Raw genomic sequence first — 26111 nt, 5'->3', positions numbered from 1 at the left:
AAGCACGCGTTGTGCTCATCCTATACTGTCACTGCCGCTCAAGCATTTTATCCAGTGCTTTCAGTGCATACTGTGTCGTCTCGCTGTTGACGGTGATCTGGTTGCTGTAATCATCTTCAAGGATTTTATCAAGACACCAGACGAAGTGCGGCAGGTCGATACGATTCATGGTCAGGCAGGCGCACATATAAGGATTAAGTGAGACGATATCCAGGTCCGGATGGTCTTTGATCAGTCGGTTGACGAGGTTCATCTCGGTGCCGATTGCCCACTTCGTGCCGGGTGCCGCTGCTGCTATCGTTTGGATGATCTTTCTTGTCGAGCCGTTGTCGTCACTCTGCTGGACGACGTCAAATGAACATTCCGGATGGACGATGATTCGCCGGTCCGGCTCAGTCTGTCTGATGTGGTCGATGTTACTGACAGTGAACTTCTCATGGACAGAGCAGTGTCCTTTCCAGAGGATGATGCGCAGGTCACTGATATCTCCCTCGTACTCCAGTCGCTGCTGCACCGGGTCATAGACAGCCATCTGTTCGAGCGGGATGCCGAGATCATAGGCGGTGTTCCGGCCTAAGTGCTGATCCGGCAGGAAGAGGATGACCTGGTTCTGTTCAAGTGCCCAGCTGACCATCTTATGGGCATTGCCGCTCGTCAGACACGCGCCGTTCTTCCGGCCGACGAATGCTTTGATGGCTGCTGTTGAATTGACGTAAGTCAGCGGCAGCACATCGATATTGTAATGTTCCTGCAGATAATTATCGCAGCGTTCGACTTGATGAATGTTTGCCATATCGGCCATTGAACAGCCTGCCCGTAAGTCCGGCAATAAGACAATCTGCTCATCTGATGTCAGCATATCAGCAGTTTCCGCCATAAAGTGCACACCACAGAAGACGATGTATTTCGCATGATTATCACGGCTGAAGTTCGCAAGTTCCAGTGAGTCGCCTGTCATATCCGCGAACTGGACGACTTCGTCTTTCTGGTAATGATGCGCCGGGATAAAGAGGTCACTGCCGAGCCGGGCTTTTACTTCTTTCACTCTCGCCGTCAGTTCTTCTGTCGTCATCGTGCGGTATTTCTCAGGTAATTGGGCAATCTTAAACATAGGCCACCTCCGCTGATATATCGAGAGCATGTGCTGAATAGAAGAGCGCCCCCACCGAAATATAATCGACGCCTGTTCTACTGTAGACATCTATCTTTTCAAACGTAATACCGCCGGATGCTTCTGTCGTGATATGATCCGGCACTTTATTGATGTTCTCTTTGATCATCCCCGGGCTGCAGTTATCGAACATAATGATATCCGCTCCCGCTGTAATGGCTTCTTCCAGCATGTCCGGTGTCTCAATCTCCACTTCTATCTTGTCCATATGGCCTTTGTATGGCGCGGCACGCTGTACGGCTTCTGTGATTGAGCCTGCATAGGCGATATGATTATCTTTCAGCATGATGCCGTCGTTCAATGAACGGCGGTGGTTGCTGCCGCCGCCTGTCACGACTGCATACTTCTCAAACATACCGAGTCCGGGCGTCGTCTTACGAGTATCGGCAATCTGACATCTGCCGCCCGCCGCTTCAACGTACCGGTTCGTCATCGTCGCGATGCCTGACATCCGCTGAATGAGATTCAGTACTGTGCGTTCTGCCTGCAGCAAGTCACGGATACGGCCGTGTATGACGGCGAGTGTCTGCTCGTGCGTAATCATCTCGCCGTCCTTCACATGAAGTTCAACAGAAGTCTCACTCAAAATATTGAAACCCCGCTCGATGATCTCCGCGCCGCAGAATATGCCGCTGTCTTTCGCGAGGATAGTCATCGCACCGGTCTCTCCAGTGAATATCATGGAGGACAAATCACCGAACTGGATGTCCTCCTTCAGAAATGCCTTGAGTTTCTCTTCAATCAGAATAGGATTCATACTTATCTCTCTTTCTTGTTAGTAATGTAGTGAACACCTGCTGACGGTGCACTCAGTGCTGAACGGATGATGATGCAGCAGAGTTCATGATAAAGCCGGTCGATTCCTGTCGTCTCACGGCTGAAGAAGGCGAGTCCTTTCTTCAGCTCGTGTTCAGTGCGGTGAATGCCGCAGTAAGTCATCAGTTCATCCTTGAAGCGAAAAGACGGAATCGTCACTGTCGATACTGTTAACTGCACCGTTACAGCGCGTGCTGATTGCTTGAGCTGCGCCGCACATAGTCTGCCCATGGCGAGCCCTTCCAGCAGTGAATTACTCGCAAGTCGGTTCGCGCCGTGAAAACCGGTGCAGCTCGCTTCACCGATGACGTACAGCCCGCTGACGTCTGTTCTGCCGCTAGTATCCGTCGCAATGCCGACGATCATATAATGAGCGCCTGGTGTCACGGGAATAGCATCATCGATATGATGGTCATCCAGCACTTGGCGGATCGCCGGGAAGCGGTCACTGAAATCCTGGACTGCCGAGATATCGAGATAAGCCTGTTCACCGAGATTGTAGATGGCACGTGCAACGACATCTCGCGGGGCAAGGTCACCACCCGCCATGACGCGTTCTCCGCTGTTCGTGACCAGCACGCCGCCTGCACCTCTCACCGCTTCTGATATGAGCTGGTTCCGCTGCCCTGCGTCAAGCAGTGTCGGATGAAACTGGAAGTACGCCATATTCTTTAGCGTGCAGCCTACCTTTTCAGCGAGCATCAGCGGGATAGCACTTCGTTCAGATGCATTGGATGATACACCGTACAGCCCGCTCGCTCCGCCGGTCGCAAGCACAATCTGTCGGCAGTCGAGTCTGTATGTCCCGGACGCCGTCTGATAGACCGCACCTGTAATACCGTCATCATCAGCCGTCAGTTCGAGCAGATCGCCTGTAACATGCGTCACGTGGGCCTTAATGTGCTGCCGGAGCCACTGGCAGAAGTGATAGCCTGTCCGGTCTTTCATATGAAGGATGCGGGGCAGGCTGTGTGCTGCCTCGAGAGCCAGTTCAAAGTGATTGTTCTGCCGGTCAAACGGTATCCCTTCATCGATATAATCACGAAGTACGCCGTTTCCAGTCGCGATCAGTGCTTCAATCACGGCGAGGTCACCTTGGCGGCACCCAGCGACATAAGTGTCTGTAATATGCTGCATCATGGATGGTTCGAAGAGCGACGTCGCAATGCCGCCCTGCGCGAGCTCACTGCTCGCTGTCTTGCTATTCTGTAACTCGAGGACATTCATATCCGCGGGCAGGTCATGGAGCAGGCTCAGCGCACTGACACCCCCGCCTACAATCAATAAGTCATACATCGACAAACACCTTTACTTTTAGTTGACAATAGTTTTACAATAATATTGTCATATAAAAATAAAAATAACAAGAGGGAATTCCATGATTTATTTAGATTATGCGGCGACGACACCTTTTCTGCCTGAGAATATTAAGCTATACAGCGAGCTCACAGCAGATTACTTCTACAATCACGAGAGTCTTCATGCCGGAGGAGACGAAGTGAAGTCATTGAGAGAAGCGGCTGAACACTATTTAGATGACATGTTTACAGATAACTTGACAACGATTGTCACCACAAGCGCATCAGAAGCCAACCGGATTGCGATTGAGCTGTATCTCTACGGTAAGCATCAGCCGCGTGTCCTTGTCTCACCGCTTGAACACCCATCTATCTTCTCAGCACTCGAACAGCACCGGGCAGAACTTATTCTACTCCCTATAGAAGACGGGCGTGTCCAGCTGGATGCCGCCAACGAGCTCATTGCGCAAGTAGACCTCGTCATTATGCAGCATACGCATTCAGAGACCGGCCTGCTTATGCCGGTTGAAGCGCTCAGCTTGCTATGCCGAGAGTACAATGTTCCCTATCACTGCGATATCGTGCAGGCAGCAGGTAAACTGCCGGTTGATACGACCGGGATGACGTCCTATGCCTTCAGTGCTCATAAGTTCTACGGCCCGAAAGGAATCGGCGCACTGAGAATCAAACCGGACTATATCCGCTCACTAAATCCACATTTCCATCATGAATATGGCACAAAGAACGGAACGCTGGATATCCCCGCCTTCGCTGTCATGGCGCACCGGCTGACAGCAATGCAGCCGTATATCCAGAACCATCTGACATACACAGCTGCACTTAAAAGACAGCTGCTTGCCGGTCTGAACGATGCCTACAGAACGCTTGATTACGAGATGAGCCCTTATATCATTCCTTTGATCAGTCGGCAGTGCGAGGGCCAGTACATGATGCAGCGGCTGTCGCAGGAAGGTATTCTCATCTCTACCGGTACAGCGTGCGGGCATGGTACAATACACTCAATAGGTCTGACGCAACTGATAGACCCGATCAACCAGTACTTCAGAGTATCGCTCAGCCATCTGACAACACCCGGTGAAGTAAGTCAGCTTGCGGCGGCTCTGAACAGAATAAGCGAGGAATTCCATGACTCAAGACAGACGTCAGCAAATCGCTGATTACATAAAAGATCAGAACTATCCCGTGACCGGCAGTACACTCAGTCAGATATTCAACGTCTCAAGGCAGATCATCGTCTCAGACATCGCTGCACTGAAACACGACCACCCGATCGTATCGACAAAACGCGGCTATATTTATCAGCCGCCGCAGAAAATCGGCGGCCCTTATGAACGTACTGTTATGGTTTCGCATACAGCAGAAGAAATGTCGACAGAAGTGAGAATCATCGTCGAGAACGGCGCCATTGTCAATGATGTATCCATCCAGCACCCGATCTACGGCCGGATTACAGTCGAACTCATGCTGACTTCCATCGAAGACTGCGACAAGTTCAGCCGCAATATGTCAGAAGACAACGGCCGAATGCTCGCTGAACTGACAGACGGCATCCATCAGCACACGTTGTCCGCTGCTACAGAGAAAATATTGGACAACGCAGTGAATGATTTGAGAAAACATGGCTTTCTATTAGAATAAGACCGGGATCCTGTTCAGTGATCCTGGTCTTTTATTCAGCCTCTCAGCAGCATGTTATTCTTTAAAGGATCACTTAAATGTCACATTCGTTAAAATAGGTTGTAAGTGGTATGTAGAAGAAATCAACTGTATGGAGTTCAGGTATTAGTCAAAATTAATTTTCTCCACAAAAAAAGACGGAGCATTCTCCGTCTTTTTTTGTGCCTTACAGCAACTCTATATGGACTTTCTGTATCATGTCTTTACTGTCTTGAGTCTGAAAAGTTACAATCCATAGTGAATGGATAACCGTCCCATCAACTCTGTTTTCTCTTTTTGTGTCTACGAGAACAATATTCTGACCGCTTCTTTCAACTTTATGGATGACTTCAAAATCCCAGTATGACAAGTCCTCAAAAGCATTAGCGAATACTTCCAGCATTTCTTTTAGTGAACCTGCCTGCTCCGTATTATCCTGATGAACGATCCGGAACGTCAGATTCTCAGATGACATCTCCTCGATCGCTTCAAAATCCCGGTTTTGACAAGCTAACAAAAAATTAAAATGGCTCATTCTTTACTCCTAATTTATAACATTATGTTTATATAATAACTGGAGTCTCAATGACACCCATTTTATTATATCAGAAGGAATTATAGCAGTGCCAGAGTATTTTAACATATCATTTCTATCTTCTAAAAGAAAAAGCCCGCCTGTTAACATTAACAAGCGGACTGACAATGCACCCTGACGGATTCGAACCGCCGACCCCTTGCTTGTCGAGCAAGTATTCTCCCGCTGAACTAAGGGTGCAGATATAAGATTTCCTTAATTATAGCATCACGAAAGGATTTAGCCAATACTATTATAGTAGAAAAAATTAATGTATTATTATATTAAATATACAAAAAATTCAATTTTTGTATTATAATTATCTGAATCATTATAATCATAAGGGGCAGATACGATGATTAAATCAATAGGCTGGTTCTTGATTGGGACTGCTATAGCTTTACTAGTGATGCAAGTACTTACATATATTAATTCACCAATGAATAATAATGTAAATTATCCCTTTTTTATTACGGGTATTAATTTCTGTGTCGGTCTGCAAATACTTGTTGATGATTATGAAAAAGCCTATCGCTCTACAAATCACGTAAAAACAACTGTATCAAGGCTTATCTCTATCATTCGATTAAGTATGGCAGCGCATATCATATTTGAACTGGTATTAGGGGTGGTGATATTTCAAGAGCTGATAGTAAATGCGTTAGATTTATATACACTGGCATTATTTATATGTGCAGCGACCTTTGCGTTTTCACTACGAAAACAATACTTGTTATATAAAAAGTATCGGCATGCTGATTAAGCTTTAGGAGATGACTAGATGAGCAGAAAAACATTAGGTATTTTAATATTCGGCATTGCAGCTTTTGCATTAGGTGTGGTGATGTCGATCGATCTAATCTTTAATCTATCAGGCACTTCTACAGCTGCCGATGCATTGTTTATACTCTCTGGTTCATTCAGCGTGATAGCAGGGAGTCTCAAGTCTTTTGTAGATGAACAGACGGAAGATATAAGAGTGAATCCTCATAGAAAAAGAATTAGTAAGTACCAGTTGCTGACGATCCGTAAACTGATTTTATTAATTCATGCGATCGTTCCTTTAACATTCAGTTTTGCATTTTTCTTTTTGAAGCAGTCTGAAATTTTGCGTAACCATAGTATGATAATGTTTTTAATACTAGGTCTATTGATCTATATGACATATATAAGCTTCGTGGATTATCAGTTAAGCAGGCAACTGCTGGAAACAGAAAACGATGTAACAAAAAACGATCCTACTCAATTTTGAGCAGGACCGTGTTCATTCAAACTATTTTGTACAAACAGCTCAATCTGCTGCGGTGATTTCAAGATGATGATTTCTTTGCCGGGTGATACATTACCGAGAAGTGACATGACTTTAGGCCGCTGATTTTTCGGATAGTTCCAGATCCATCGGATGAATTCCCAGTCGATCTTTTCATGACAACCCATACCCATGTCGGGCCTCACTTGATTGCGAAACATCATATATCGTTTAACCGTCTGGTACAAAGCAATTCTATGATTAATATCCAGAAAGATAATAGTATCTGCTTTGGCGATTCTGACATCCATTGTACTTGAATAGTTACCGTCAATGACCCATCGATCTGCTGTCAGTAATCGCTCCTGAATCACACGTTGTTCGTGTCTAGGCGTCATCACCCAGTTGGGCTGCCACATATGTGCATCCAAATGAAAGACCGGCAGATTCAACTGTTCGCCTATCGTCCTAGCTAATGTGGATTTTCCAGCACCACCTGGTCCAATAATCATTATACGATTCATAACAGCCTCCTGTTATCGATGTCAGTCATTAATTATGGAGATTCATCCGTTTCATCCGTCTGACGTAACGGCCGTCTTTCGGAATAGCGAGATAATCAAAGTTGTTTGCTAAATATTCTAGATTGCGTTCAAGATCCTCACCGACGATTTCTTTGCCGTGACCGGTTACTGCTACTTTTGGTTTAAGAGCCGCGAGCTGTCTGACCGATTCTCTTGCCGACACCCAGTCAGGTGTGAAATATTTTGGCGGGCCATTCAACTCTTCCGTCTGTAAAAATACTTTTCTAAGTGACTCCTGTTGAACATTGACAAACGCATCACCTGCAATCAATGTCCGGTCGCTCGGTCTGAACAGTGAGACATGACCCGGCGTGTGACCTGGTGTATGAATCCATCTGAAGCTCGGCATGTAAGGAACAGTTCCATCAGCCGGCAGTGCATAAACATTATCCTGTAGATTAATCGGCCGCTTCGGATACATGAACGACATCCGTGCAGCAAGACCGCCACCGACACCCGGATCCGGTGACTCGTAATAATCTCTGCCGGTTAGGAAGGGTATTTCCTGAGGATGTGCAATCACTGGTACTTGCCATTCTTCGACCAGTTCAATGATAGAGCCGACGTGGTCAAAGTGACCATGCGTTAATATAATGGCTTTCGGCTTTGCACCTTTACCGTATATGTCTTCTGCCGCCATTTTGATCTGTACCGCTGAATTCGGCATCCCTGCATCGATCAATACAAATTCATGTGATTGTGGATCCCCGACAAAATAAACATTAACCATTTGCGTTGTATGACTGAACAAGTCTGGAAGCACTTCTTTTGTACGTCCGCTTGAAAGTGAAGTGACAGGAATGGATTTATAGTCTTTACCATAATGCATATTGCTGTTCATTTGATTTCCCCCTTATAAAGCATTGTTCTTTCATTATTCCCAAAGTAAGGAGGAGTTAATCAATTTGTGATTTAGAAGGCCATGTTTTGATGAATTTCTTGATTTCTATTCAAACTTGGCCCTGTAATCTCGTTTGAAGGCCATGTTTCAATGGATTTCTCAATTTTCACTTAAACATGGCCCTCTAATCCTGTTTGAGGGCCATGTTTCGCAGGATTTCTCGATTTCCACTCAAACATGGCCCTGTAATCCTATTTGAGGGCCATGTTTTGCCGGATTTCTCGATTTTCACTCAAACATGGCCCTGTAATCCTGTTTGAGGGCCATGTTTTGCCGGATTTCTCGATTTTCACTCAAACTTGGCCCTCTAATCCCGTTTGAGGGCCAGGAAATTACTCTATCCTCAGCTCAAACCTTCATTCACCCACAAAAAAGCAGCCATCAAACTCAGTTTGATGGCTGCTTTCCTCTATTCCTTATTCAACTGTTACTGATTTAGCTAAGTTTCTTGGTTTATCAACGTCACAATCTCTGTGAAGTGCTGCGTAGTATGCAATCAGCTGAGTAGTGACTACAGATACTAATGGTGCAAGCATTTCGTGAACAGTTGGCAATACATAAGTGTCGCCTTCTTGTTCTAATCCGCTCATAGTAATGATACATGGATGAGCACCACGTGCGACGACTTCTTTGACGTTACCGCGGATTGATAAGTTAACCGCTTCTTGAGTTGCAAGAGCAATAACTGGTGTACCGTCTTCAATCAAAGCAATTGTACCATGTTTCAATTCTCCGCCGGCAAAGCCTTCTGCCTGGATGTAAGAAATTTCTTTCAGCTTCAATGATCCTTCGACACCGACGTAGTAATCCATCGTACGGCCGATGAAAAATGCATTGCGAGTCGTTGCCAGGAATTCACGCGCGATTTCTTCCATGCGCGGCGCATCGTCGACAACAGTCGTGATCGCTGCAGTGACTTTGGCAAGTTCAGGCAATAAGTCAATTCCTGTGTCAATGCCGGCATCTTTAGCGACTACTTGTGACAGAATCGCAAGAACCGCAATCTGTGCTGTATATGCTTTTGTTGATGCTACAGCGATTTCTGGACCAGCATGCAGAATCAATGTATGATCTGCTTCACGTGATAAAGTAGATCCTGGGACGTTTGTAATCGTCAGTGCTGTATGGCCTAGCTCTTTCACCGCTACTAATACGGCACGGCTGTCTGCAGTCTCTCCTGATTGAGAGATGAAGATGAACAATGGTTTTTCTGATAATAGCGGCATGTTATAGACAAATTCACTTGCGACATGGACTTCAGTCGGAACATTTGACCACTTCTCAAGATATTCTTTACCGACCAGTCCTGCATTATATGATGTACCACAAGCGACGATGTAGACGCGGTCAGCTTGGCGGACTGCTTGAATGATGTCAGCGTCTACTTTCAGCTGGCCATTGTCATCCTGATATTCCTGGATGATTTTACGCATAACGCCCGGCTGCTCATGAATTTCTTTAAGCATATAATGTGCGTAAGTGCCTTTTTCGATATCTGATGCATCGATTTCTGCTTTGTACGGCGCACGTTCAATCACGTTGCCTTCAATATCTTTAATAGTCACTTTGTCTTTTTCGACTAAAACGATTTCGCCGTCAACAAGTTCAACATAAGTGTCAGTCACTTGCAGCATCGCCATTGCATCTGATGCGATAACGTTGAAGCCTTCACCTAAACCGACAAGTAATGGTGATTTGTTTTTAGCGACATAGATGACATCAGGATTTTCTTTGTCGAGTAATCCTAACGCATATGACCCGTGCAACAATTTAAGAACAGCTACAAATGCTGCTTCTGTATCTAATCCCTGCTTCGCAAAGTGCTCTACTAACTGCACGATGATTTCTGTATCAGTGTCTGACTTGAACGTCACATCTGATAAGTAGTCTTTTTTCAGCTGTTCGTAGTTTTCAATCACACCGTTATGAACTAAAGTGAAGCGTTCTGATTCTGATTGATGCGGGTGAGAGTTCACATGGTTAGGTACACCGTGAGTTGCCCAGCGTGTATGACCGATACCCGTGGATGTTTCAAAAGAGCTGTCCACTACTTTACGTAATTCAGCGATGCGCCCTTTTTCTTTGTACACACGGACATCTTCACCGTGACGTACTGCGATACCTGCAGAATCATAACCACGGTACTCTAACTTCTCAAGACCTTTCAATAGAATTTCCTTTGCGTCTTCAGTTCCAATATATCCAACGATACCACACATAGTTATTTCCTCCGATTAATCCATATATTTTAATGTATTGTATGTTAATTTAGAGTATTTGCTTGTGCTGACGTCTTTGTACGACCAGTCACCTGGCCGGTTTAACATTCAGCTGTCGAATAAGCCTATCCGGAATGGCATCCGCCGAAATTTCGATGACCATTCTCCTCGTCAACAGTAAAACTGTTCTGGCGCTGTATCCCTTGTTAATCCTTTAATCCTCCTGTTCTGCTAAACTTTAATAATTGTACTATCTTTTCATATGATAAACAAGTCGCACATCATACTTATCAAAAGGGCACCTATCTCAAATTGTCACCAATCGCTGTGACAAACTTGCATTTACTATTTGTTGTGTAAGACTAAGTGTCCATTTACAATTAAGACAGTATAAAAAATATCTTTTAAAGGAGAGAAACACATGGCAGAACAAAAAAGCGGCTTGCAGCGTAAAGTTCAAGCTTTTGGTTCATTTTTAAGTAGTATGGTTATGCCGAATATCGCAGCGTTCATCGCATGGGGCTTATTGACAGCGTTATTCATCCCGGATGGCTGGTTCCCGAACAAGGATCTTGCAACAATCGTAGGTCCTTCCATCTCTTATTTAATTCCACTATTAATCGCATTCATGGGTGGTAAACTTGTCCATGACGTGCGTGGTGGTGTCGTCGGTGCAGCAGCAACGATGGGTATCATTGCAGCATTCCCTGAAACTCCAATGCTACTCGGTGCGATGATTATGGGTCCACTTGGGGGCTGGTTAATGAAAAAGGTTGACCAAGTATTACAACCAAGAATTAAAACAGGTTTTGAAATGCTTGTTAACAATTTCTCTGCTGGATTCCTGATCTTTGGTTTAATGATTTTTGCTTACTACATTTTAGGTCCAATCGTTGAATGGTTAATGCAGATTCTTGGTAATGCAGTAGAATTCCTTGTAGGGAACGGTCTACTTCCATTAACCTCCATCTTCATTGAACCTGCCAAAGTATTATTCTTAAATAACGCAATTAACCACGGTGTGTTAACACCGCTTGCGACTGCAGAAGCTGCAGAAGCTGGAAAATCTATTCTTTTCACTTTGGAAAGTAACCCGGGTCCTGGTCTTGGTATTTTACTTGCCTACATGATCTTTGGTAAAGGATCTGCACGTGCCACAGCACCTGGTGCAGCAATCATCCACTTCTTGGGCGGGATTCACGAAATCTACTTCCCATACGTATTGATGAAACCTGCGATGTTGCTCGCTGCTATTGCCGGCGGTGCGACAGGGGTTGCTATCTTCTCTGCAACAGGTTTCGGTCTGCAGTCTCCAGCAGCACCAGGCTCTATCATTGCTTACGGCTTAGTAACACCTAAAGGCTCATTGCTGACAATGCTGATCGGTGTATTAGGTGCCGCATTGGTATCATTTATTGTCGGTGCGTTAATCTTACGTTTCACTAAAGATAGCGAAGAAGATTTAGCAGCTGCGACAGCAAAAATGGAAGCAACAAAAGGCAAAAAATCTTCAGTAGCTGGTGCATTAACAGGCGCTGCTGCTGCAGGTTCTGCAACTTCTGACCGCGTCAATGTGGTTGAAGTCGACAAAGATGAAACAACTGAACCTGATCTTCTGAATCAATATGACACAGAAAACGTCAATGCGCATGACTACTCAAACGTCAATAAAGTCATCTTCGCTTGTGATGCTGGTATGGGTTCAAGTGCGATGGGTGCAGGGATGCTGCGTAACAAATTCAAAAAAGCAGGCATCAACGTCGATGTCACTAACTCTGCCATCAATCAGCTGCCAAGTGATGCTGACTTAGTGATCACACAAAAAGTTCTGACTGACCGTGCGATCAAGCAGGTACCGAATGCAATTCATATTTCAGTGGACAATTTCTTGAATTCACCACGTTATGATGAACTGATTGACAACTTGAAAAAAGACCAATAATTAGACAATTCTATGTGATGAAGATAAACTTTAAGTGAATAATTTCTAAAAGGAGTGTGGGTTATGCAGATCAGTAATCGCGAGAAGAGAATCATCGAATCGTTACTGAAGAACCCGCACTCCTTTTTGACGATTCGTCAGATTGCACAAGATCTCGGCGTCTCAAGCAGGACGATTCACCGGGAGCTCAAATATGTCGAACAGACACTTGAGCGGCTTCATCTCGAACTGCTCCGTCAGCCGAACAAAGGCCTCAAAATTTCCGGCAGCAGCGAGCAATTCGACCAGTTGACGGATCAGCTGGATGCGATGGATGTACTGGATCTGTCGATGGATGAACGGAAAGTCATCATCTTATATACATTGATCAAAGCGAAAGACCCTGTGAAGCTCTACAGTCTTGCCAGTGAAATCGGAATCTCGATCAATAAACTGAACAAAGAACTCTCCGTATTAGAAGCAGATCTCACCCGCTACCATCTGGAACTGCAGAAAAAGCGCGGCGAAGGCTTGATGCTGTCAGGTGATGAAGTCAACAAACGACAGCTGCTTGCAGACTTGATGCTTGAGAAGCTCAATTCAACAAGTGTCTACTCTGTCATTGAAGATCACTTTGTCTATCAGACGTTGAATGATGAGAAGCTGCTGGATATTGTCGATATGAACCAAATATTCAACGTCGAGCGGCTGCTCATGGATGAACTGTCTGAACTGCCTTACGTATTGATGGAGACTTCCTATTTAACACTGACGATTCATATCGTCCTTGCTATTGAACGCATCCGTAACGGTGAACAAGTATCGATCAGTGACGAACTCATTCAGGCACTACGGGTCACTCCGGAATTCACAGTAGCTGAGAACCTGGCTGAGTCATTGTCATATGTCTACAATGTCGTCTTCGACCTTGAAGAAGTGATCTTCATCACGATGCATCTCCGCGGTGCTAAACGCCGTGCCGATGAAAGCGAAACAGCTATTGATATTACAGCAGAAGCAGAGCAGCTGATTCATCATGTGGAACAATTGACCGGCTATGACTTTGATGGCAACGCTATTCTCAGGGAAGGCATTCTTCTTCACCTCGTACCTGCTTTAAATCGGTTGTCAGGGGGTATTGAAACATATAATCCGCTGACAGATATGATCAAAGCGGATTATCCGACGCTGTTCAAAGCGGTCAGTACTGCGCTTACCCGTATATTTCCGGACCATACATTTCCGGACGGTGAAATCGCATTCGTCGTGCTGCATTTCGGCGGGGCGATGAAAGCAGCTGAAGAAGAACGCGTGCTCGTCGTCTGTACGAGCGGGATTGGGACAAGTAGAATACTGTCCAATCAAATCGAGCAGCACTTTCCAAACGTCAGCGTCACCCGTCAAGCATCGGTCAGTGAACTGAAGTCAATCAACTTGAGTCAGTTCGATCACATCATTTCCACAGTCGGTCTTGATATCGACCAGCCTTATACGGTCGTCAATCCACTGCTTCCTACGTCTGACCAGCAAATACTTGAGCAGATATTTACACCGGGTGCTGCGAAACATACTGTCAAAACGCGTGATATTGATGTCGATGCTTACGATACAGCAGTGCCATTTGTTGTTGAAGGCCATGCGCTCATTGACGGCCTTGTGTTCCAGCATAGCGATGCCGTTTCTGTCGAAGAAGCTATTCAGGCTTTCATCACAGCGTACGGAGTAACTTCAGACGGCGACGCACTGCTCGATGTTGTCAATGAGAGAGAACAGACTCAGGGATTTGCGATTACAGGATCTGCGATTGCGCTCCCTCACCTCGTTCATGAATTGATTAAGCGGCCGAGTATCGGAATGATCACATTGGATGAACAGGTGCCGGTGAAGAATATGGACGGCGACATGCAGCCTGTCCGTTATCTGGCACTCATGTTTTTACCTGACGAGACACGCTTAAGGCCGCTCGTCAGTGAACTGAGCATACTGCTCATGGAACACTTGGAGTCACCTGACAAACTATTTTTGGATTCAACGTTTGTCGTTCAATATATGAAACAAGCATTAATGCAGCAATTAACACAACTAATCTACTAAATGGAGTGAAGAAAACATGTCAAACTTAATCCCAACAGAAAATATTTTAATGAACCAGCAGCTCGCAACGAAAGAAGAAGCCATCGAAGCAGCAGGCCGTCAATTAGTTGAAGTCGGTGCAGTAGGCGAAGGTTACATCCAGGCGATGAAAGACCGCGAAGCCATCGTTTCAACGTATATGGGCAACTTCCTGGCGATTCCTCACGGGACTGACGAAGCAAAAACTGAAGTGATTAAAACAGGCATTACGTTATTACATGCACCAGACGGTATTGACTGGGACGGCAACACAGTTAAAGTCGTAGTCGGCATTGCAGGTAAAGACGGCGACCACTTAGACTTATTATCACAGATCGCTATCGTCTTCTCAGATGAAGAGAACGTTGACCGTGTCATCCAGGCGCAATCAGCAGATGAAATCAACGCGATCTTCGGGGAGGTCGAACTGTAATGAAAGCAGTCCATTTCGGGGCAGGCAATATCGGCCGTGGCTTTATCGGTAAAGTATTGTATGACAACGGCTATGACATTACGTTCGTCGATGTTAACGCTGAGATGATCGATCTGATCAACAAAGAACAGGAATATGACGTCATCATCGCTGAAGAAGCGAAGTCTCGTCAGCACGTGTCAGGTGTCAAAGGTATCAACAGTATGACAGATACAGACAAGCTGAATGCTGCGATTCAAGACGCAGACTTAATCACGACAGCAGTCGGCGTCAACATTCTGCCGATCATCGCTAAAAGCATCGCAGGATCACTGACAGAGCGTACAGCTGACAAACCGCTGAACATCGTTGCCTGCGAGAATGCGATTATGGCGACAGACAAGCTGAAAACAGCAGTCACGGCTATCTCAGGAGAACTTGGTGAGCATATCCATTTCCCGAATTCAGCCGTAGACCGCATTGTCCCTATTCAGAAGCAGGATAATCCACTGGACGTCATGGTGGAGCCGTTCTTTGAATGGGTCATTGAAGAAGATGCCTGGGCAGGCGATCAGCTTGACGGCGTGAAATACGTGTCAGATTTACATCCATACATTGAGCGTAAACTACTGACGGTCAATACTGGACACGCGTTCATCGCTTACTTCGGCACTTACAAAGGCTATGCAACAGTAGATGAAGCGATGAAAGATGAAGAGCTTGTCCAGCAGTTGAAAGCAGTGCTTGCTGAAACAAGTGACTACTTAACGACTGTCTATGACTTCACTGCTGAAGAACAGGCAGCATATGTTGAAAAGATCATCGGCCGCTTCAAAAATCCATATTTATCTGATGCATTAAACCGCGTTGGCCGTTCACCGCTGCGTAAAATCAGTCCTGAAGACCGCGTAGTGAAACCACTTGCTTATCTTGCAAAAGAAAGCAGAAAACACGACGCATTAGTTGATATGGCAGCTTACTTACTGCGCTATTCTGATGAGATGGATCCAGAAGCAGTAGAAAAAAATAACTTCATCAAAGAACAAGGCGTATCTGAGTTTTTGAAACAATACGCAAAAGTTGAAGGCGATCTGGCAAAAGAAATTGAACATAAATACAATGCGTTAATTTTTGATAAAGAGAATAATTAATGATTAAGTGGCCTCTAATGAATGAGATGGCCACTTTTTTTGATTGTGTGGTATTGGTGTTCTCCTGCCCTGCTAATTCGGCTGATATTCTTTCAACACAAAAAATGCCCCGCATGCACGCGGGGCATTCTATCATTATAATCCCATTTTTTCTCTCACTACATTTGAAATACTGTTAACGAAACGTTCTGCATCTTGTTCAGTTTTAGCTTCAACCATGACACGAACTAAAGGTTCTGTTCCTGATGGTCTCACAAGGACGCGGCCTTCACCGTTCATTTCTGTTTCGACTGCTTGAATCGCTTGAGCGACATCTTCATTTTGTTCGACTGCATGTTTATCAGTCACTCGAATATTGACTAGTCGCTGCGGATATTTCGTCATCTGTGCTGCAAGCTCACTTAATGTTTTACCAGATGCTTTAATGATGGCTGCTAAATGTACACCCGTCAATAAGCCGTCGCCCGTTGTGTTATAATCCATCATCACGATATGTCCGGACTGCTCACCACCGAGATTATACTGACCGCGGCGCATTTCTTCTACGACATAGCGGTCGCCAACTTTCGTCTTGTCACTTTTGATGCCGTGCTCTTCCAGTGCTTTATAGAATCCGAGATTACTCATCACTGTTGACACAACCATATCATCTTTCAGTTCACCACGTGCTTTCATCGCCTGTGCCAAGATGAACATGATCTGGTCGCCATCGACAATCTGCCCTTTTTCGTCTACTGCAATGAGACGGTCACCGTCACCGTCGAATGCCAGTCCGAAGTCACTGCCTGATTCCACAACGAGTTCTGCCAGAGCGTCCGGATGTGTTGAACCTACTCCGTCGTTAATATTGTTACCGTCAGGATTACAGCCGATAGTCACCGTATCCGCTTCTAAATCACCAAATAAATAAGGGGCAAGAGAATACGTTGAACCATGGGCGCCGTCCAGGGCAATCTTCAATCCTTCTAAATCTCCATCAATCGTTGATTTCAAGAAGCTTAAATAGCGGTTACCACCTTCAAAGAAATCTGAAGTACGGCCGATATCTGCTCCAATAGGTCTTGGAAGCGTATCATCAGCATCCAGCAGTTGTTCAATCTCTGCCTCCTGATCATCGCTTAACTTGAATCCATCTGCTCCAAAGAATTTGATACCGTTATCCTGTACTGGATTATGGCTTGCAGAGATCATAACGCCTGCTTGAGCTTCTAGTTCTCTTGTCAAATAAGAAACGCCGGGTGTTGATATAACACCGAGTCTCATGACTTCTGCACCTGTTGATAACAATCCAGCAACGAGTGCTGATTCAAGCATGATTCCAGATACACGTGTGTCTCGTCCTACAAGGACAGTAGGTTTGTCATGACCATTATGCGCCAGGACATAGCCGCCGAAACGTCCTAACTTGAATGCAAATTCTGGGGTTAACTCGCTGTTTGCGACACCTCTGACACCGTCTGTTCCAAAATATTTACCCATTTTTATAAACTCCTTTTAAACTCCAATTATTTTTTGCTTACATCAATTGTCACGGTTACTTCTTCTGGTGATGCCTTAGTGACATCTTCCGGAAGAGGAATCTTCTGCTTAATTTCTGTGTCTTTTGTAATATCATCTAGATTCACTTCTACTTCCATATTACCAATACCGTCAAGAACTGACCGTTTGCCGAACAGTTCCACTTGATCGTCAGATAATGTAATATCATTGAGCTTCAAGTCTGACGATAGTTTTCCTATTGTTTTCGGTGTAACGGATACTGACTTGGCAGACGGTGCGACTTTAATGTTGATTTTGACTTTTGCTGGTTTGACAGTCACATCGAGCTTATTCAGCTGAGCATCAAACACGCCGACTTCCGCTTCTTCTGTCGTTGACTCTGACAGCTTAGTCTTATTATCAAGCGTCGCTTTGACGTAAGCAATCTTGCTGACTTCGTCCTCTCCGCCTGTAATGGTTACCTGCGACGGATCGACTTCCTGGCCAATCAGTTCATAGCCTGTCGCGATACGGCTGTCACTGATTTCCGCTTCTACTTGTTCTGTCACACTCGTCTTCTCGGTCAACGTGACGTTCGCTGACTTCGGCATCAATTCATAAGTCAGTTTATCAGATAGACCGTCTACAACAAAGCGCTTTTTATGATCTCCGACCGTATCGTTACGCATATCCAGCTTCACGGTGAAGTCCATCATACTCTCCGTCTTTTTGACGATGGCATTCGGCCCTGATATTCTGACGTTAATGGTCTTCGGTGCACCCGCGAGGTAGAGGTTGTCCTTATCATATATGGTTTCAACCGGGACATCTTCGATCACAATTTCCTCTGATTCATTGAACTGTTCCTGCGAAAAGAAACTACCGAAGACGTCATTGACAGATAGAAATAAAAATAACGCAAGAACTAAAGAAACAAGCCGTAATCCCCACTTAGTTTCCAGCATCGTTCACCACACCTTTCTTATCAAGATGTGCACTGAACCAGTGCTCTGTCAATAATGCTTCAAAAACTTCCAGCGACACATCTTTACGTAATCGACCATTGTAAGTCACTGAAATAGCACCTGTCTCCTCTGACACAACGACCGTGAATGCATCTGATACTTCAGACAGACCAATCGCCGCTCTATGGCGTGTGCCGAGACTCTTCTGAATCTTGCTGGAGTCAGAGAGTGGCAGATAACTCGCTGCAGCAGCTATTTTGTCACCTTGAATGATCAAAGCGCCGTCATGCAGCGGTGTATTCGGTATAAAAATATTAATCAGTAATTCTGATGAAATGTTGGCATAAATCGGTATACCCGTTTCAATATAATCTTGAAGACCTGTTTCTTTTTCGATGACAATCAGTGCACCTATACGACGTTTTGCCATATACTGAACTGATTTGACCATATCGTCTGTCAATTTGTTCTTATCTACCTTTAAGTTCGAAGCATTCCGTTTGAACAGACTACCTCGTCCCAGCTGTTCCAGTGCTCTTCTTAATTCAGGCTGGAAAATTACAATGACTGCTAAGAAACCCCATTCCAGTACAAAATCGAATAATCTCGTCGTTGTCGTCAAATCGAGTAAGTCACTGACTAATCTACCAATCACAATAAAGAATATTCCTTTGAGCAGTTGTATTGCTTTCGTTCCTTTGATGGCATTAATGACCAAGTAAAGAACGTACCATACAATCAGCAGGTCCAGAATGCCGGTGATAACTTTGAGTGTATTTAAGTTATCAAAAAACTGCATTACATCTCCTCCATACTTCAGCTAAATATATTATAACATGTCATTAACAAGACTCTTGTATTCCGTAACACTTTTTTCGTAATATTCAAGAGCTTTGTCAATCTGACCGAGCTGCTTGTAGATTTCTGCTATTTTGGGATAGAGCTGAACGATATATATTGAATAATCATCACCCTTCAGCGCTTCCGTATAATACGTCAGTGCGCCCTGCAGGTTACCTTCATGACAAGCAATATCACCTAATATCTCATTGGCAAATCCAGATGTATCTGTCGCTATCAACTGTTTGACAATCTTTTTGGCTTCTTCCTTCTTGCCAAATTTACTTAATATTTGGCCGTAGCGTAGTTTCACATTCATCACAAATGGTACGTCAAATCCGTGGGCTTCGACCATATCATAGGCATCTTTGATGTTGTCATACGCTTCACCAATGCGATTGACTTCCATTAATAGTATGGCAAAGTTCGTCTTCACGCCGACGAGTTCAATGCTCGGCCCTTTCAGTTCTGAATAGGTGATGGCACGGCGCACATGTATTTCCGCTTCATCATATTGTTTCAAGATGTGATGAGCTTTCCCTAATGTATTCTCAATCTCATAGCCGAAATGGAACGTATTGAGCTTCCTGCTTAAATTCAAGGCATCTTCGCATAAATTGATGGCGACATAATTCTCACCGATCATTCTGTAATATTCACCGAGTCTTGCAAGAATAGTGACGCGTAACGTATTGGTGATATTCTCGAATATCGTAATGTTGTTGGCAATCGTCAGCTGATGGATAGCTGCCATCGTATCACCTGTCTGGCATTCAACATGACCGAGCAGTACAAGCGCTCGAAGATAAATCGTGACGTCCTTCTGTTTTTTCACAATACCAATCGTCTTTGCCAGTTCTTCACGTGATTTATCATAATCCTGCTGATGAAAGTAATAACTTGCTTTGATCCAATGAATCGTCCCGCGCTCATATTCTGTAATAGTATCGAGCGTTTCGTAATTCTTCATCAGAAAGTCTTCAAGCTTGTTGAATTCATGCAGCATCACGTGATTTTCTGCGACTTTGATATCCTTCTTAATATCGAACAGGCTCAAATTGCTGTCAGCAGATGCTGTTGTGAAATCATCCAGCGTACAATTCAGTCTGACGCTCAGTTTCTTCAGTACATTCGTCGACGGGTGAACAGAGTTTTTTTCGATTAAACTTAAGTAAGTTCTTGATATAATTCCTTCAGCTAACTGCTGCTGTGTTAAGTTAGCCGCATTTCTTAATTCTTTGACACGTTGTCCTAACATATCAAGACCTCCATTAGATTTTATTATATTATACTTTGTTAACATTGAAATGTAACCCACAGTTGATTTAAATTAATGTTAAAAGTAGATTAAATAGAATAGATTTAATCTTTTTTTAGTGATAAAATCATTCAATTAGTGTAATCCGTTGACACAGTCCCAAAAAATAGTAATAATTGAAGTATCAATTATTTAAAGGAGACGCTCAATGTTAGATATCCTGGTCATCGATAATCTGGCTCAACTTAAATGCGTCAGTGATCCGTTTCGAATTAAACTGCTCGAACTCCTGTCTGAAGGCGAAAAAACGGGGCAGCAGCTGGCAGATGAACTAAAAATTCCGCGTGCCAAAATTCATTACCATCTGAGAGAGCTGGAGAAATACGGCATTATTGAAATGGTCAAGACAGAACAGAAACACAGCATCATCCAGAAGTTCTATTCGCCAACAGCGAAGAAACTGTTTCCGAGCCCTGACTTACTTAAGTTCCGAGAAGAAGAATCAAAGAAAGAAGCACTCTCCTTTAAATTGCAGCTGAATCAGGAAGATCTGCCCGAATTTAAGAAGGATTTGAAGAAATTCCTGAAGAAATCCTCCAAAAAATCAAGTGATCACCATTACCTTGTAACTGTAATTCCCAGCTCAGAATAATGAGCTGGGTTTTTTAATACAAAAAAAATCAGGCGGAAATCCGCCTGATGACTTACTTATAATAATGTTTCGCCGAAGAACGAACCTAACAGGCGTACTGCCTGATCAGCTGTTTTGTTGTTGATATCAATGAGTGGATTGACTTCTACTAATTCCATAGATGTGATGGCATCTGAACCATGCAGTATTTCCATTGCTAGATGGCTTTCGCGGTAAGTGATACCACCTGGTACAGTCGTCCCCGTCCCCGGTGTTTCAACGGGATCAAGCGCATCGACATCTAATGATAAGTGAATACCATCAGTATCTTTTAAATAGTCGAGTGTTTCTTCGATGACCGCCTTCATTCCGAGCTTATCAATATCTGCCATTGTGTACGTTTTAATGCCCACTTCTTTAATATACTGCTTCTCACCTTCATCCAAATCGCGCATGCCGATGAGGACGATATTTTCCACTTTGACTTTATTCTGATAACCACCGATGTTGACCAGGTCTTCATGCCCGTCACCAATCAAAGCCCGCAATGGCATCCCGTGAATATTACCTGACGGAGAAGAATCAGCTACATTCAAATCTCCATGTGCATCGTACCAGATGACTCCTAAATTATCGTAGTGGCGCTTCACACCGGATATCGTACCTATCGCGATAGAATGATCTCCGCCAAGGACCAGCGGAAATTTATCGGACTGGATGGTTTGATCTACTTCATCGCAAAGCGTTTCACAGAATACTTTGACCTCTTCAAGATTACGGAGTCCACCCTCCTGCTCTGAACGGTATTTCTTCATATCTATCATCGGGCTGTCGATGTTGCCCTTATCTTCTACATTGTGACCGATCGCTTCAATACGTTCTACTAAACCCGCATAGCGCATCGCATCCGGACCCATGTTCACGCCAAGCTTACGCTGCCCGAATGCACATGGTGCTCCAATGATTTCAATCGTTTTATTCATGACTATAACCCCTCTATTTCCAATAGTTTAAGAAAGCGCTAACATGATATATTTTATAGCACTCTATTGGAATATTCAATAATTTTATGCATGAGTGAATAAAATGTATTTTTATGGAATATAGCGAATAGCCATTCACACTAGAATAATACAACAAAAAACCCTTGTCCGAAGACAAGGGTTTCATTATGAGCCATAGAGGATTCGAACCTCTGACCCTTTGATTAAAAGTCAAATGCTCTACCAGCTGAGCTAATGGCTCTAATGGCTGGGGTAGCTGGATTCGAACCAACGAGTGACGGAGTCAAAGTCCGTTGCCTTACCGCTTGGCTATACCCCAATAATGGTGGAGGGGGGCAGATTCGAACTGCCGAACCCGAAGGAGCGGATTTACAGTCCGCCGCGTTTAGCCACTTCGCTACCCCTCCAGCTTTTAATATGTAAGTTATTTAAATGGTGGAGGATGACGGGATCGAACCGCCGACCCTCTGCTTGTAAGGCAGATGCTCTCCCAGCTGAGCTAATCCTCCGTATGACCCCTACGGGATTCGAACCCGTGTTACCGCCGTGAAAGGGCGGTGTCTTAACCGCTTGACCAAGGGGCCAAAAAAAAATGGCTCCACAGGTAGGACTCGAACCTACGACCGATCGGTTAACAGCCGATAGCTCTACCACTGAGCTACTGTGGATAAATAAAAATCTGCCCGGCAACGTCCTACTCTCACGGGACGTCAGTCCAACTACCATCGGCGCTAGAGAGCTTAACTTCTGTGTTCGGTATGGGAACAGGTGTGACCTCTCTGCCATCGTCACCAGACAGACGGGGAATATACCCTCAAAACTAGATAGGCATGAAGAAGAGATTCAACCGGCAATGCCGATAATCTTTGTTTGTCCAGCTGCGCTGTCTTTCCGCTTGCCTTCGCTTTTCTTAAATTGATTAAGTCTTCGATCGATTAGTATCCGTCAGCTCCACACATCACTGTGCTTCCACCTCGAACCTATTGACCTCATCATCTTTGAGGGATCTTATAACCGAAGTTGGGAAATCTCATCTTGAGGGGGGCTTCATGCTTAGATGCTTTCAGCACTTATCCCGTCCATACATAGCTACCCAGCTATGCCGCTGGCGCGACAACTGGTACACCAGAGGTATGTCCATCCCGGTCCTCTCGTACTAAGGACAGCTCCTCTCAAATTTCCTACGCCCACGACGGATAGGGACCGAACTGTCTCACGACGTTCTGAACCCAGCTCGCGTACCGCTTTAATGGGCGAACAGCCCAACCCTTGGGACCGACTACAGCCCCAGGATGCGATGAGCCGACATCGAGGTGCCAAACCTCCCCGTCGATGTGAACTCTTGGGGGAGATAAGCCTGTTATCCCCGGGGTAGCTTTTATCCGTTGAGCGATGGCCCTTCCATGCGGAACCACCGGATCACTAAGTCCGTCTTTCGACCCTGCTCGACTTGTAGGTCTCGCAGTCAAGCTCCCTTGTGCCTTTACACTCTGCGAATGATTTCCAACCATTCTGAGGGAACCTTTGAGCGCCTCCGTTACTCTTTAGGAGGCGACCGCCCCAGTCAAACTGCCCGCCTGACACTGTCTCCCACCACGATAAGTGGTGCGGGTTAGAAAGTCAACACAGCCAGGGTAGTATCCCACCAGCGCCTCCACGTAAGCTGGCGCTCACGCTTCAAAGGCTCCTACCTATCCTGTACAAGCTGTGCCGAATTTCAATATCAGGCTGCAGTAAAGCTCCACGGGGTCTTTCCGTCCTGTCGCGGGTAACCTGCATCTTCACAGGTACTATGATTTCACCGAGTCTCTCGTTGAGACAGTGCCCAAATCGTTACGCCTTTCGTGCGGGTCGGAACTTACCCGACAAGGAATTTCGCTACCTTAGGACCGTTATAGTTACGGCCGCCGTTTACTGGGGCTTCAATTCGTAGCTTCGCAGATGCTAACCACTCCTTTTAACCTTCCAGCACCGGGCAGGCGTCAGCCCCTATACGTCACCTTACGGTTTTGCAGAGACCTGTGTTTTTGATAAACAGTCGCTTGGGCCTATTCACTGCGGCTCTTCAGGGCTTGCACCCTAAAAAGCACCCCTTCTCCCGAAGTTACGGGGTCATTTTGCCGAGTTCCTTAACGAGAGTTCGCTCGCTCACCTTAGAATTCTCATCTTGACTACCTGTGTCGGTTTGCGGTACGGGCACCTAATTTCTAACTAGAGGCTTTTCTTGGCAGTGTGAAATCAACGACTTCGCTACTATAATTTCGCTCCCCGTCACATCTCAACCTTGATGAGCACCGGATTTGCCTGATGCTCAGTCTTGATGCTTGGACGTACATAACCAACAGTACGATCGCCTATCCTTCTGCGTCCCCCCATCGTTCAAACAATCTTAGGTGGTACAGGAATATCTACCTGTTATCCATCGCCTACGCCTGTCGGCCTCGGCTTAGGTCCCGACTAACCCAGAGCGGACGAGCCTTCCTCTGGAAACCTTAGTCAATCGGTGGACGGGATTCTCACCCGTCTTTCGCTACTCACTCCGGCATTCTCACTTCCAAGCGCTCCACATGTCCTTGCGGTCATGCTTCGACGCCCTTGGAACGCTCTCCTACCATTGTCCGTAAGGACAATCCACAGCTTCGGTAATATGTTTAGCCCCGGTACATTTTCGGCGCAGCGTCACTCGACTAGTGAGCTATTACGCACTCTTTAAATGATGGCTGCTTCTAAGCCAACATCCTAGTTGTCTGGGCAATGCCACATCCTTTTCCACTTAACATATATTTTGGGACCTTAGCTGGTGGTCTGGGCTGTTTCCCTCTCGACTACGGACCTTATCACCCGCAGTCTGACTCCCGCATTAAATTATCTGGCATTCGGAGTTTGTCTGAATTCGGTAACCCGAGGGGGGCCCCTAGTCCAAACAGTGCTCTACCTCCAGTAATCATCATGCGAGGCTAGCCCTAAAGCTATTTCGGAGAGAACCAGCTATCTCCAGGTTCGATTGGAATTTCTCCGCTACCCACACCTCATCCGCTCACTTTTCAACGTAAGTCGGTTCGGTCCTCCATTCAGTGTTACCTGAACTTCAACCTGGACATGGGTAGATCACCTGGTTTCGGGTCTACGACCTGATACTCATTCGCCCTGTTCAGACTCGCTTTCGCTGCGGCTCCGCATCCACTGCTTAACCTTGCATCAAATCGTAACTCGCCGGATCATTCTACAAAAGGCACGCCATCACCCATTAACGGGCTCTGACTACTTGTAAGCACACGGTTTCAGGTTCTATTTCACTCCCCTTCCGGGGTGCTTTTCACCTTTCCCTCACGGTACTGGTTCACTATCGGTCACTAGAGAGTATTTAGCCTTGGGAGATGGTCCTCCCGGATTCCGACGGAATTCCACGTGTTCCGCCGTACTCAGGATCCACTCAGGAGGGAACAGCTTTTCGACTACAGGACCTTTACCTTCTCTGGTTGATTGTTCCAAAATCATTCGTCTAAACTGTTCCTTTGTAACTCCGTATTGAGTGTCCTACAACCCCAGAGTGCAAGCACTCTGGTTTGGGCTCTTCCCGTTTCGCTCGCCGCTACTCAGGGAATCGAGTTTTCTTTCTCTTCCTCCGGGTACTTAGATGTTTCAGTTCTCCGGGTGTGCCTTCTCATATGCTATGTATTCACATATGGATAACATGACATGACTCATGCTGGGTTTCCCCATTCGGAAATCTCTGGATCAAAGCTTACTTACAGCTCCCCAGAGCATATCGTCGTTAGTAACGTCCTTCATCGGCTTCTAGTGCCAAGGCATCCACCGTGCGCCCTTAATAACTTAATCTGTTATTAA

General features: G+C 45.3%; 21 protein-coding genes, 7 tRNA genes and 2 rRNA genes. 9 read left to right on the top strand and 21 right to left on the bottom strand.

The genetic code is table 11. From position 1 onward, the window contains the following. Nucleotides 1-28: 28 nt before the first annotated feature. From nadA to AC3IPL_RS01885, 3 genes are read right to left on the bottom strand one after another with little or no spacing between them, the layout of a single operon-like run. Nucleotides 29-1111 (bottom strand): quinolinate synthase NadA, encoded by a 1083-nt coding sequence (gene nadA, locus AC3IPL_RS01895; RefSeq protein ID WP_489241361.1) that lies wholly within the window; start codon nt 1109-1111, stop codon nt 29-31. Then, the gene (gene nadC, locus AC3IPL_RS01890; RefSeq protein WP_489241360.1) at nt 1104-1928 is read right to left on the bottom strand and encodes a carboxylating nicotinate-nucleotide diphosphorylase; all 825 of its coding nucleotides are present in this window, start codon (nt 1926-1928) and stop codon (nt 1104-1106) included. Before nadC ends, nadA begins: the two co-directional genes overlap by 8 nt. A 2-nt stretch (nt 1929-1930) precedes the next feature. Next, the gene (locus AC3IPL_RS01885) at nt 1931-3283 is read right to left on the bottom strand and encodes an FAD-binding protein (RefSeq protein WP_489241359.1); all 1353 of its coding nucleotides are present in this window, start codon (nt 3281-3283) and stop codon (nt 1931-1933) included. Between the two features lie 82 nt (nt 3284-3365). Here AC3IPL_RS01885 and AC3IPL_RS01880 point away from each other — a divergent pair, with 82 nt between their 5' ends. Next, on the top strand, nt 3366-4463 hold the full coding sequence (locus AC3IPL_RS01880; protein WP_489241358.1) for an aminotransferase class V-fold PLP-dependent enzyme: 1098 nt from the start codon (nt 3366-3368) through the stop codon (nt 4461-4463). Then, on the top strand, nt 4432-4944 hold the full coding sequence (locus AC3IPL_RS01875; protein WP_489241357.1) for a 3H domain-containing protein: 513 nt from the start codon (nt 4432-4434) through the stop codon (nt 4942-4944). Before AC3IPL_RS01880 ends, AC3IPL_RS01875 begins: the two co-directional genes overlap by 32 nt. 205 nt (nt 4945-5149) lie before the next feature. On the opposite strand, the gene AC3IPL_RS01870 is transcribed toward AC3IPL_RS01875, so the two are convergent. Together AC3IPL_RS01870 and AC3IPL_RS01865 are read right to left on the bottom strand one after the other, a co-directional pair. Further along, a complete protein-coding gene (locus tag AC3IPL_RS01870; protein ID WP_489241356.1) occupies nt 5150-5497 on the bottom strand; it encodes a hypothetical protein in 348 nt (115 codons plus the stop codon). 168 nt (nt 5498-5665) lie between these two features. Further along, nucleotides 5666-5737: transfer RNA gene (locus tag AC3IPL_RS01865), tRNA-Val, on the bottom strand. A 154-nt stretch (nt 5738-5891) separates the two neighbouring features. Here AC3IPL_RS01865 and AC3IPL_RS01860 point away from each other — a divergent pair. Together AC3IPL_RS01860 and AC3IPL_RS01855 are read left to right on the top strand one after the other, a co-directional pair. Beyond that, nucleotides 5892-6299: a hypothetical protein gene (locus tag AC3IPL_RS01860; protein ID WP_489241355.1), complete on the top strand. Its 408-nt coding sequence runs from the start codon at nt 5892-5894 to the stop codon at nt 6297-6299. Nucleotides 6300-6317: 18 nt separating this feature from the next. Further along, complete coding sequence (locus AC3IPL_RS01855; RefSeq protein ID WP_489241354.1) at nt 6318-6788, top strand: hypothetical protein; 471 nt, start codon at nt 6318-6320, stop codon at nt 6786-6788. On the opposite strand, the gene AC3IPL_RS01850 is transcribed toward AC3IPL_RS01855, so the two are convergent. The 3 genes from AC3IPL_RS01850 to glmS all read right to left on the bottom strand — a co-directional run bounded on the left by AC3IPL_RS01850 (nt 6779) and on the right by glmS (nt 10489). Further along, on the bottom strand, nt 6779-7309 hold the full coding sequence (locus AC3IPL_RS01850; RefSeq protein WP_489241353.1) for a DNA topology modulation protein: 531 nt from the start codon (nt 7307-7309) through the stop codon (nt 6779-6781). The genes AC3IPL_RS01855 and AC3IPL_RS01850 overlap by 10 nt on opposite strands. A 28-nt stretch (nt 7310-7337) precedes the next feature. Continuing rightward, a complete protein-coding gene (locus AC3IPL_RS01845; protein ID WP_489241352.1) occupies nt 7338-8210 on the bottom strand; it encodes an MBL fold metallo-hydrolase in 873 nt (290 codons plus the stop codon). 476 nt (nt 8211-8686) lie between these two features. After that, nucleotides 8687-10489: a glutamine--fructose-6-phosphate transaminase (isomerizing) gene (glmS, locus tag AC3IPL_RS01840; protein ID WP_489241351.1), complete on the bottom strand. Its 1803-nt coding sequence runs from the start codon at nt 10487-10489 to the stop codon at nt 8687-8689. 421 nt (nt 10490-10910) lie between these two features. Between glmS and AC3IPL_RS01835 the strand changes: the two genes are divergently transcribed. From AC3IPL_RS01835 to AC3IPL_RS01820, 4 genes are all read left to right on the top strand, one after another. After that, nucleotides 10911-12431: a PTS mannitol transporter subunit IIBC gene (locus AC3IPL_RS01835; protein ID WP_489241350.1), complete on the top strand. Its 1521-nt coding sequence runs from the start codon at nt 10911-10913 to the stop codon at nt 12429-12431. A 63-nt stretch (nt 12432-12494) separates the two neighbouring features. Next, nucleotides 12495-14504 carry a BglG family transcription antiterminator gene (locus AC3IPL_RS01830; RefSeq protein WP_489241349.1) on the top strand — a complete coding sequence of 670 codons (2010 nt, stop codon included), beginning with the start codon at nt 12495-12497 and terminating at the stop codon, nt 14502-14504. A 16-nt stretch (nt 14505-14520) separates the two neighbouring features. Beyond that, complete coding sequence (locus tag AC3IPL_RS01825; RefSeq protein ID WP_489241348.1) at nt 14521-14955, top strand: PTS mannitol transporter subunit IIA; 435 nt, start codon at nt 14521-14523, stop codon at nt 14953-14955. Further along, on the top strand, nt 14955-16085 hold the full coding sequence (locus AC3IPL_RS01820; protein WP_489241347.1) for a mannitol-1-phosphate 5-dehydrogenase: 1131 nt from the start codon (nt 14955-14957) through the stop codon (nt 16083-16085). Before AC3IPL_RS01825 ends, AC3IPL_RS01820 begins: the two co-directional genes overlap by 1 nt. A gap of 135 nt (nt 16086-16220) precedes the next feature. Here AC3IPL_RS01820 and glmM read toward each other — a convergent pair whose 3' ends face one another. The 4 genes from glmM to AC3IPL_RS01800 are packed head-to-tail and all read right to left on the bottom strand — an operon-like array spanning nt 16221 to nt 20627. Then, nucleotides 16221-17564: a phosphoglucosamine mutase gene (gene glmM, locus AC3IPL_RS01815; protein ID WP_489241346.1), complete on the bottom strand. Its 1344-nt coding sequence runs from the start codon at nt 17562-17564 to the stop codon at nt 16221-16223. A gap of 26 nt (nt 17565-17590) precedes the next feature. Next, the gene (locus tag AC3IPL_RS01810) at nt 17591-18529 is read right to left on the bottom strand and encodes a CdaR family protein (protein WP_489241345.1); all 939 of its coding nucleotides are present in this window, start codon (nt 18527-18529) and stop codon (nt 17591-17593) included. After that, nucleotides 18516-19328: a diadenylate cyclase CdaA gene (cdaA, locus tag AC3IPL_RS01805; RefSeq protein WP_489241344.1), complete on the bottom strand. Its 813-nt coding sequence runs from the start codon at nt 19326-19328 to the stop codon at nt 18516-18518. The genes AC3IPL_RS01810 and cdaA overlap by 14 nt, the downstream gene beginning before the upstream one ends. Before the next feature lie 30 nt (nt 19329-19358). Next, nucleotides 19359-20627, bottom strand: a complete 1269-nt coding sequence (locus AC3IPL_RS01800; RefSeq protein ID WP_489241343.1) for a helix-turn-helix domain-containing protein — start codon at nt 20625-20627, stop codon at nt 19359-19361. A gap of 208 nt (nt 20628-20835) precedes the next feature. On the opposite strand from AC3IPL_RS01800, the gene AC3IPL_RS01795 reads away from it, so the two are divergent. Then, a complete protein-coding gene (locus AC3IPL_RS01795; RefSeq protein WP_489241342.1) occupies nt 20836-21279 on the top strand; it encodes an ArsR/SmtB family transcription factor in 444 nt (147 codons plus the stop codon). A gap of 56 nt (nt 21280-21335) precedes the next feature. Here AC3IPL_RS01795 and rocF read toward each other — a convergent pair whose 3' ends face one another. The 9 genes from rocF to AC3IPL_RS01750 all read right to left on the bottom strand — a co-directional run bounded on the left by rocF (nt 21336) and on the right by AC3IPL_RS01750 (nt 26102). Then, nucleotides 21336-22241, bottom strand: coding sequence for an arginase (rocF, locus tag AC3IPL_RS01790; RefSeq protein WP_489241341.1), 906 nt, complete (start codon nt 22239-22241; stop codon nt 21336-21338). Nucleotides 22242-22430: 189 nt separating this feature from the next. Then, a tRNA-Lys gene (locus tag AC3IPL_RS01785) sits at nt 22431-22503 on the bottom strand. Nucleotides 22504-22506: 3 nt separating this feature from the next. Continuing rightward, nucleotides 22507-22581: transfer RNA gene (locus AC3IPL_RS01780), tRNA-Gln, on the bottom strand. Between the two features lie 4 nt (nt 22582-22585). Then, nucleotides 22586-22669 (bottom strand) — tRNA-Tyr (locus AC3IPL_RS01775). A 26-nt stretch (nt 22670-22695) separates the two neighbouring features. Further along, nucleotides 22696-22771: transfer RNA gene (locus AC3IPL_RS01770), tRNA-Val, on the bottom strand. A 3-nt stretch (nt 22772-22774) separates the two neighbouring features. Beyond that, nucleotides 22775-22846 (bottom strand) — tRNA-Glu (locus AC3IPL_RS01765). A gap of 9 nt (nt 22847-22855) precedes the next feature. Next, nucleotides 22856-22930, bottom strand: a tRNA-Asn gene (locus AC3IPL_RS01760). Between the two features lie 13 nt (nt 22931-22943). Continuing rightward, a 5S ribosomal RNA gene (rrf, locus tag AC3IPL_RS01755) occupies nt 22944-23058 on the bottom strand. 119 nt (nt 23059-23177) lie between these two features. Next, nucleotides 23178-26102, bottom strand: a 23S ribosomal RNA gene (locus AC3IPL_RS01750). Between the last annotated feature and the right edge of the window lie 9 nt (nt 26103-26111).

The organism is Macrococcus sp. GL_134, from assembly GCF_057834705.1.
This window is presented reverse-complemented; position numbering and strand designations above follow the sequence as displayed.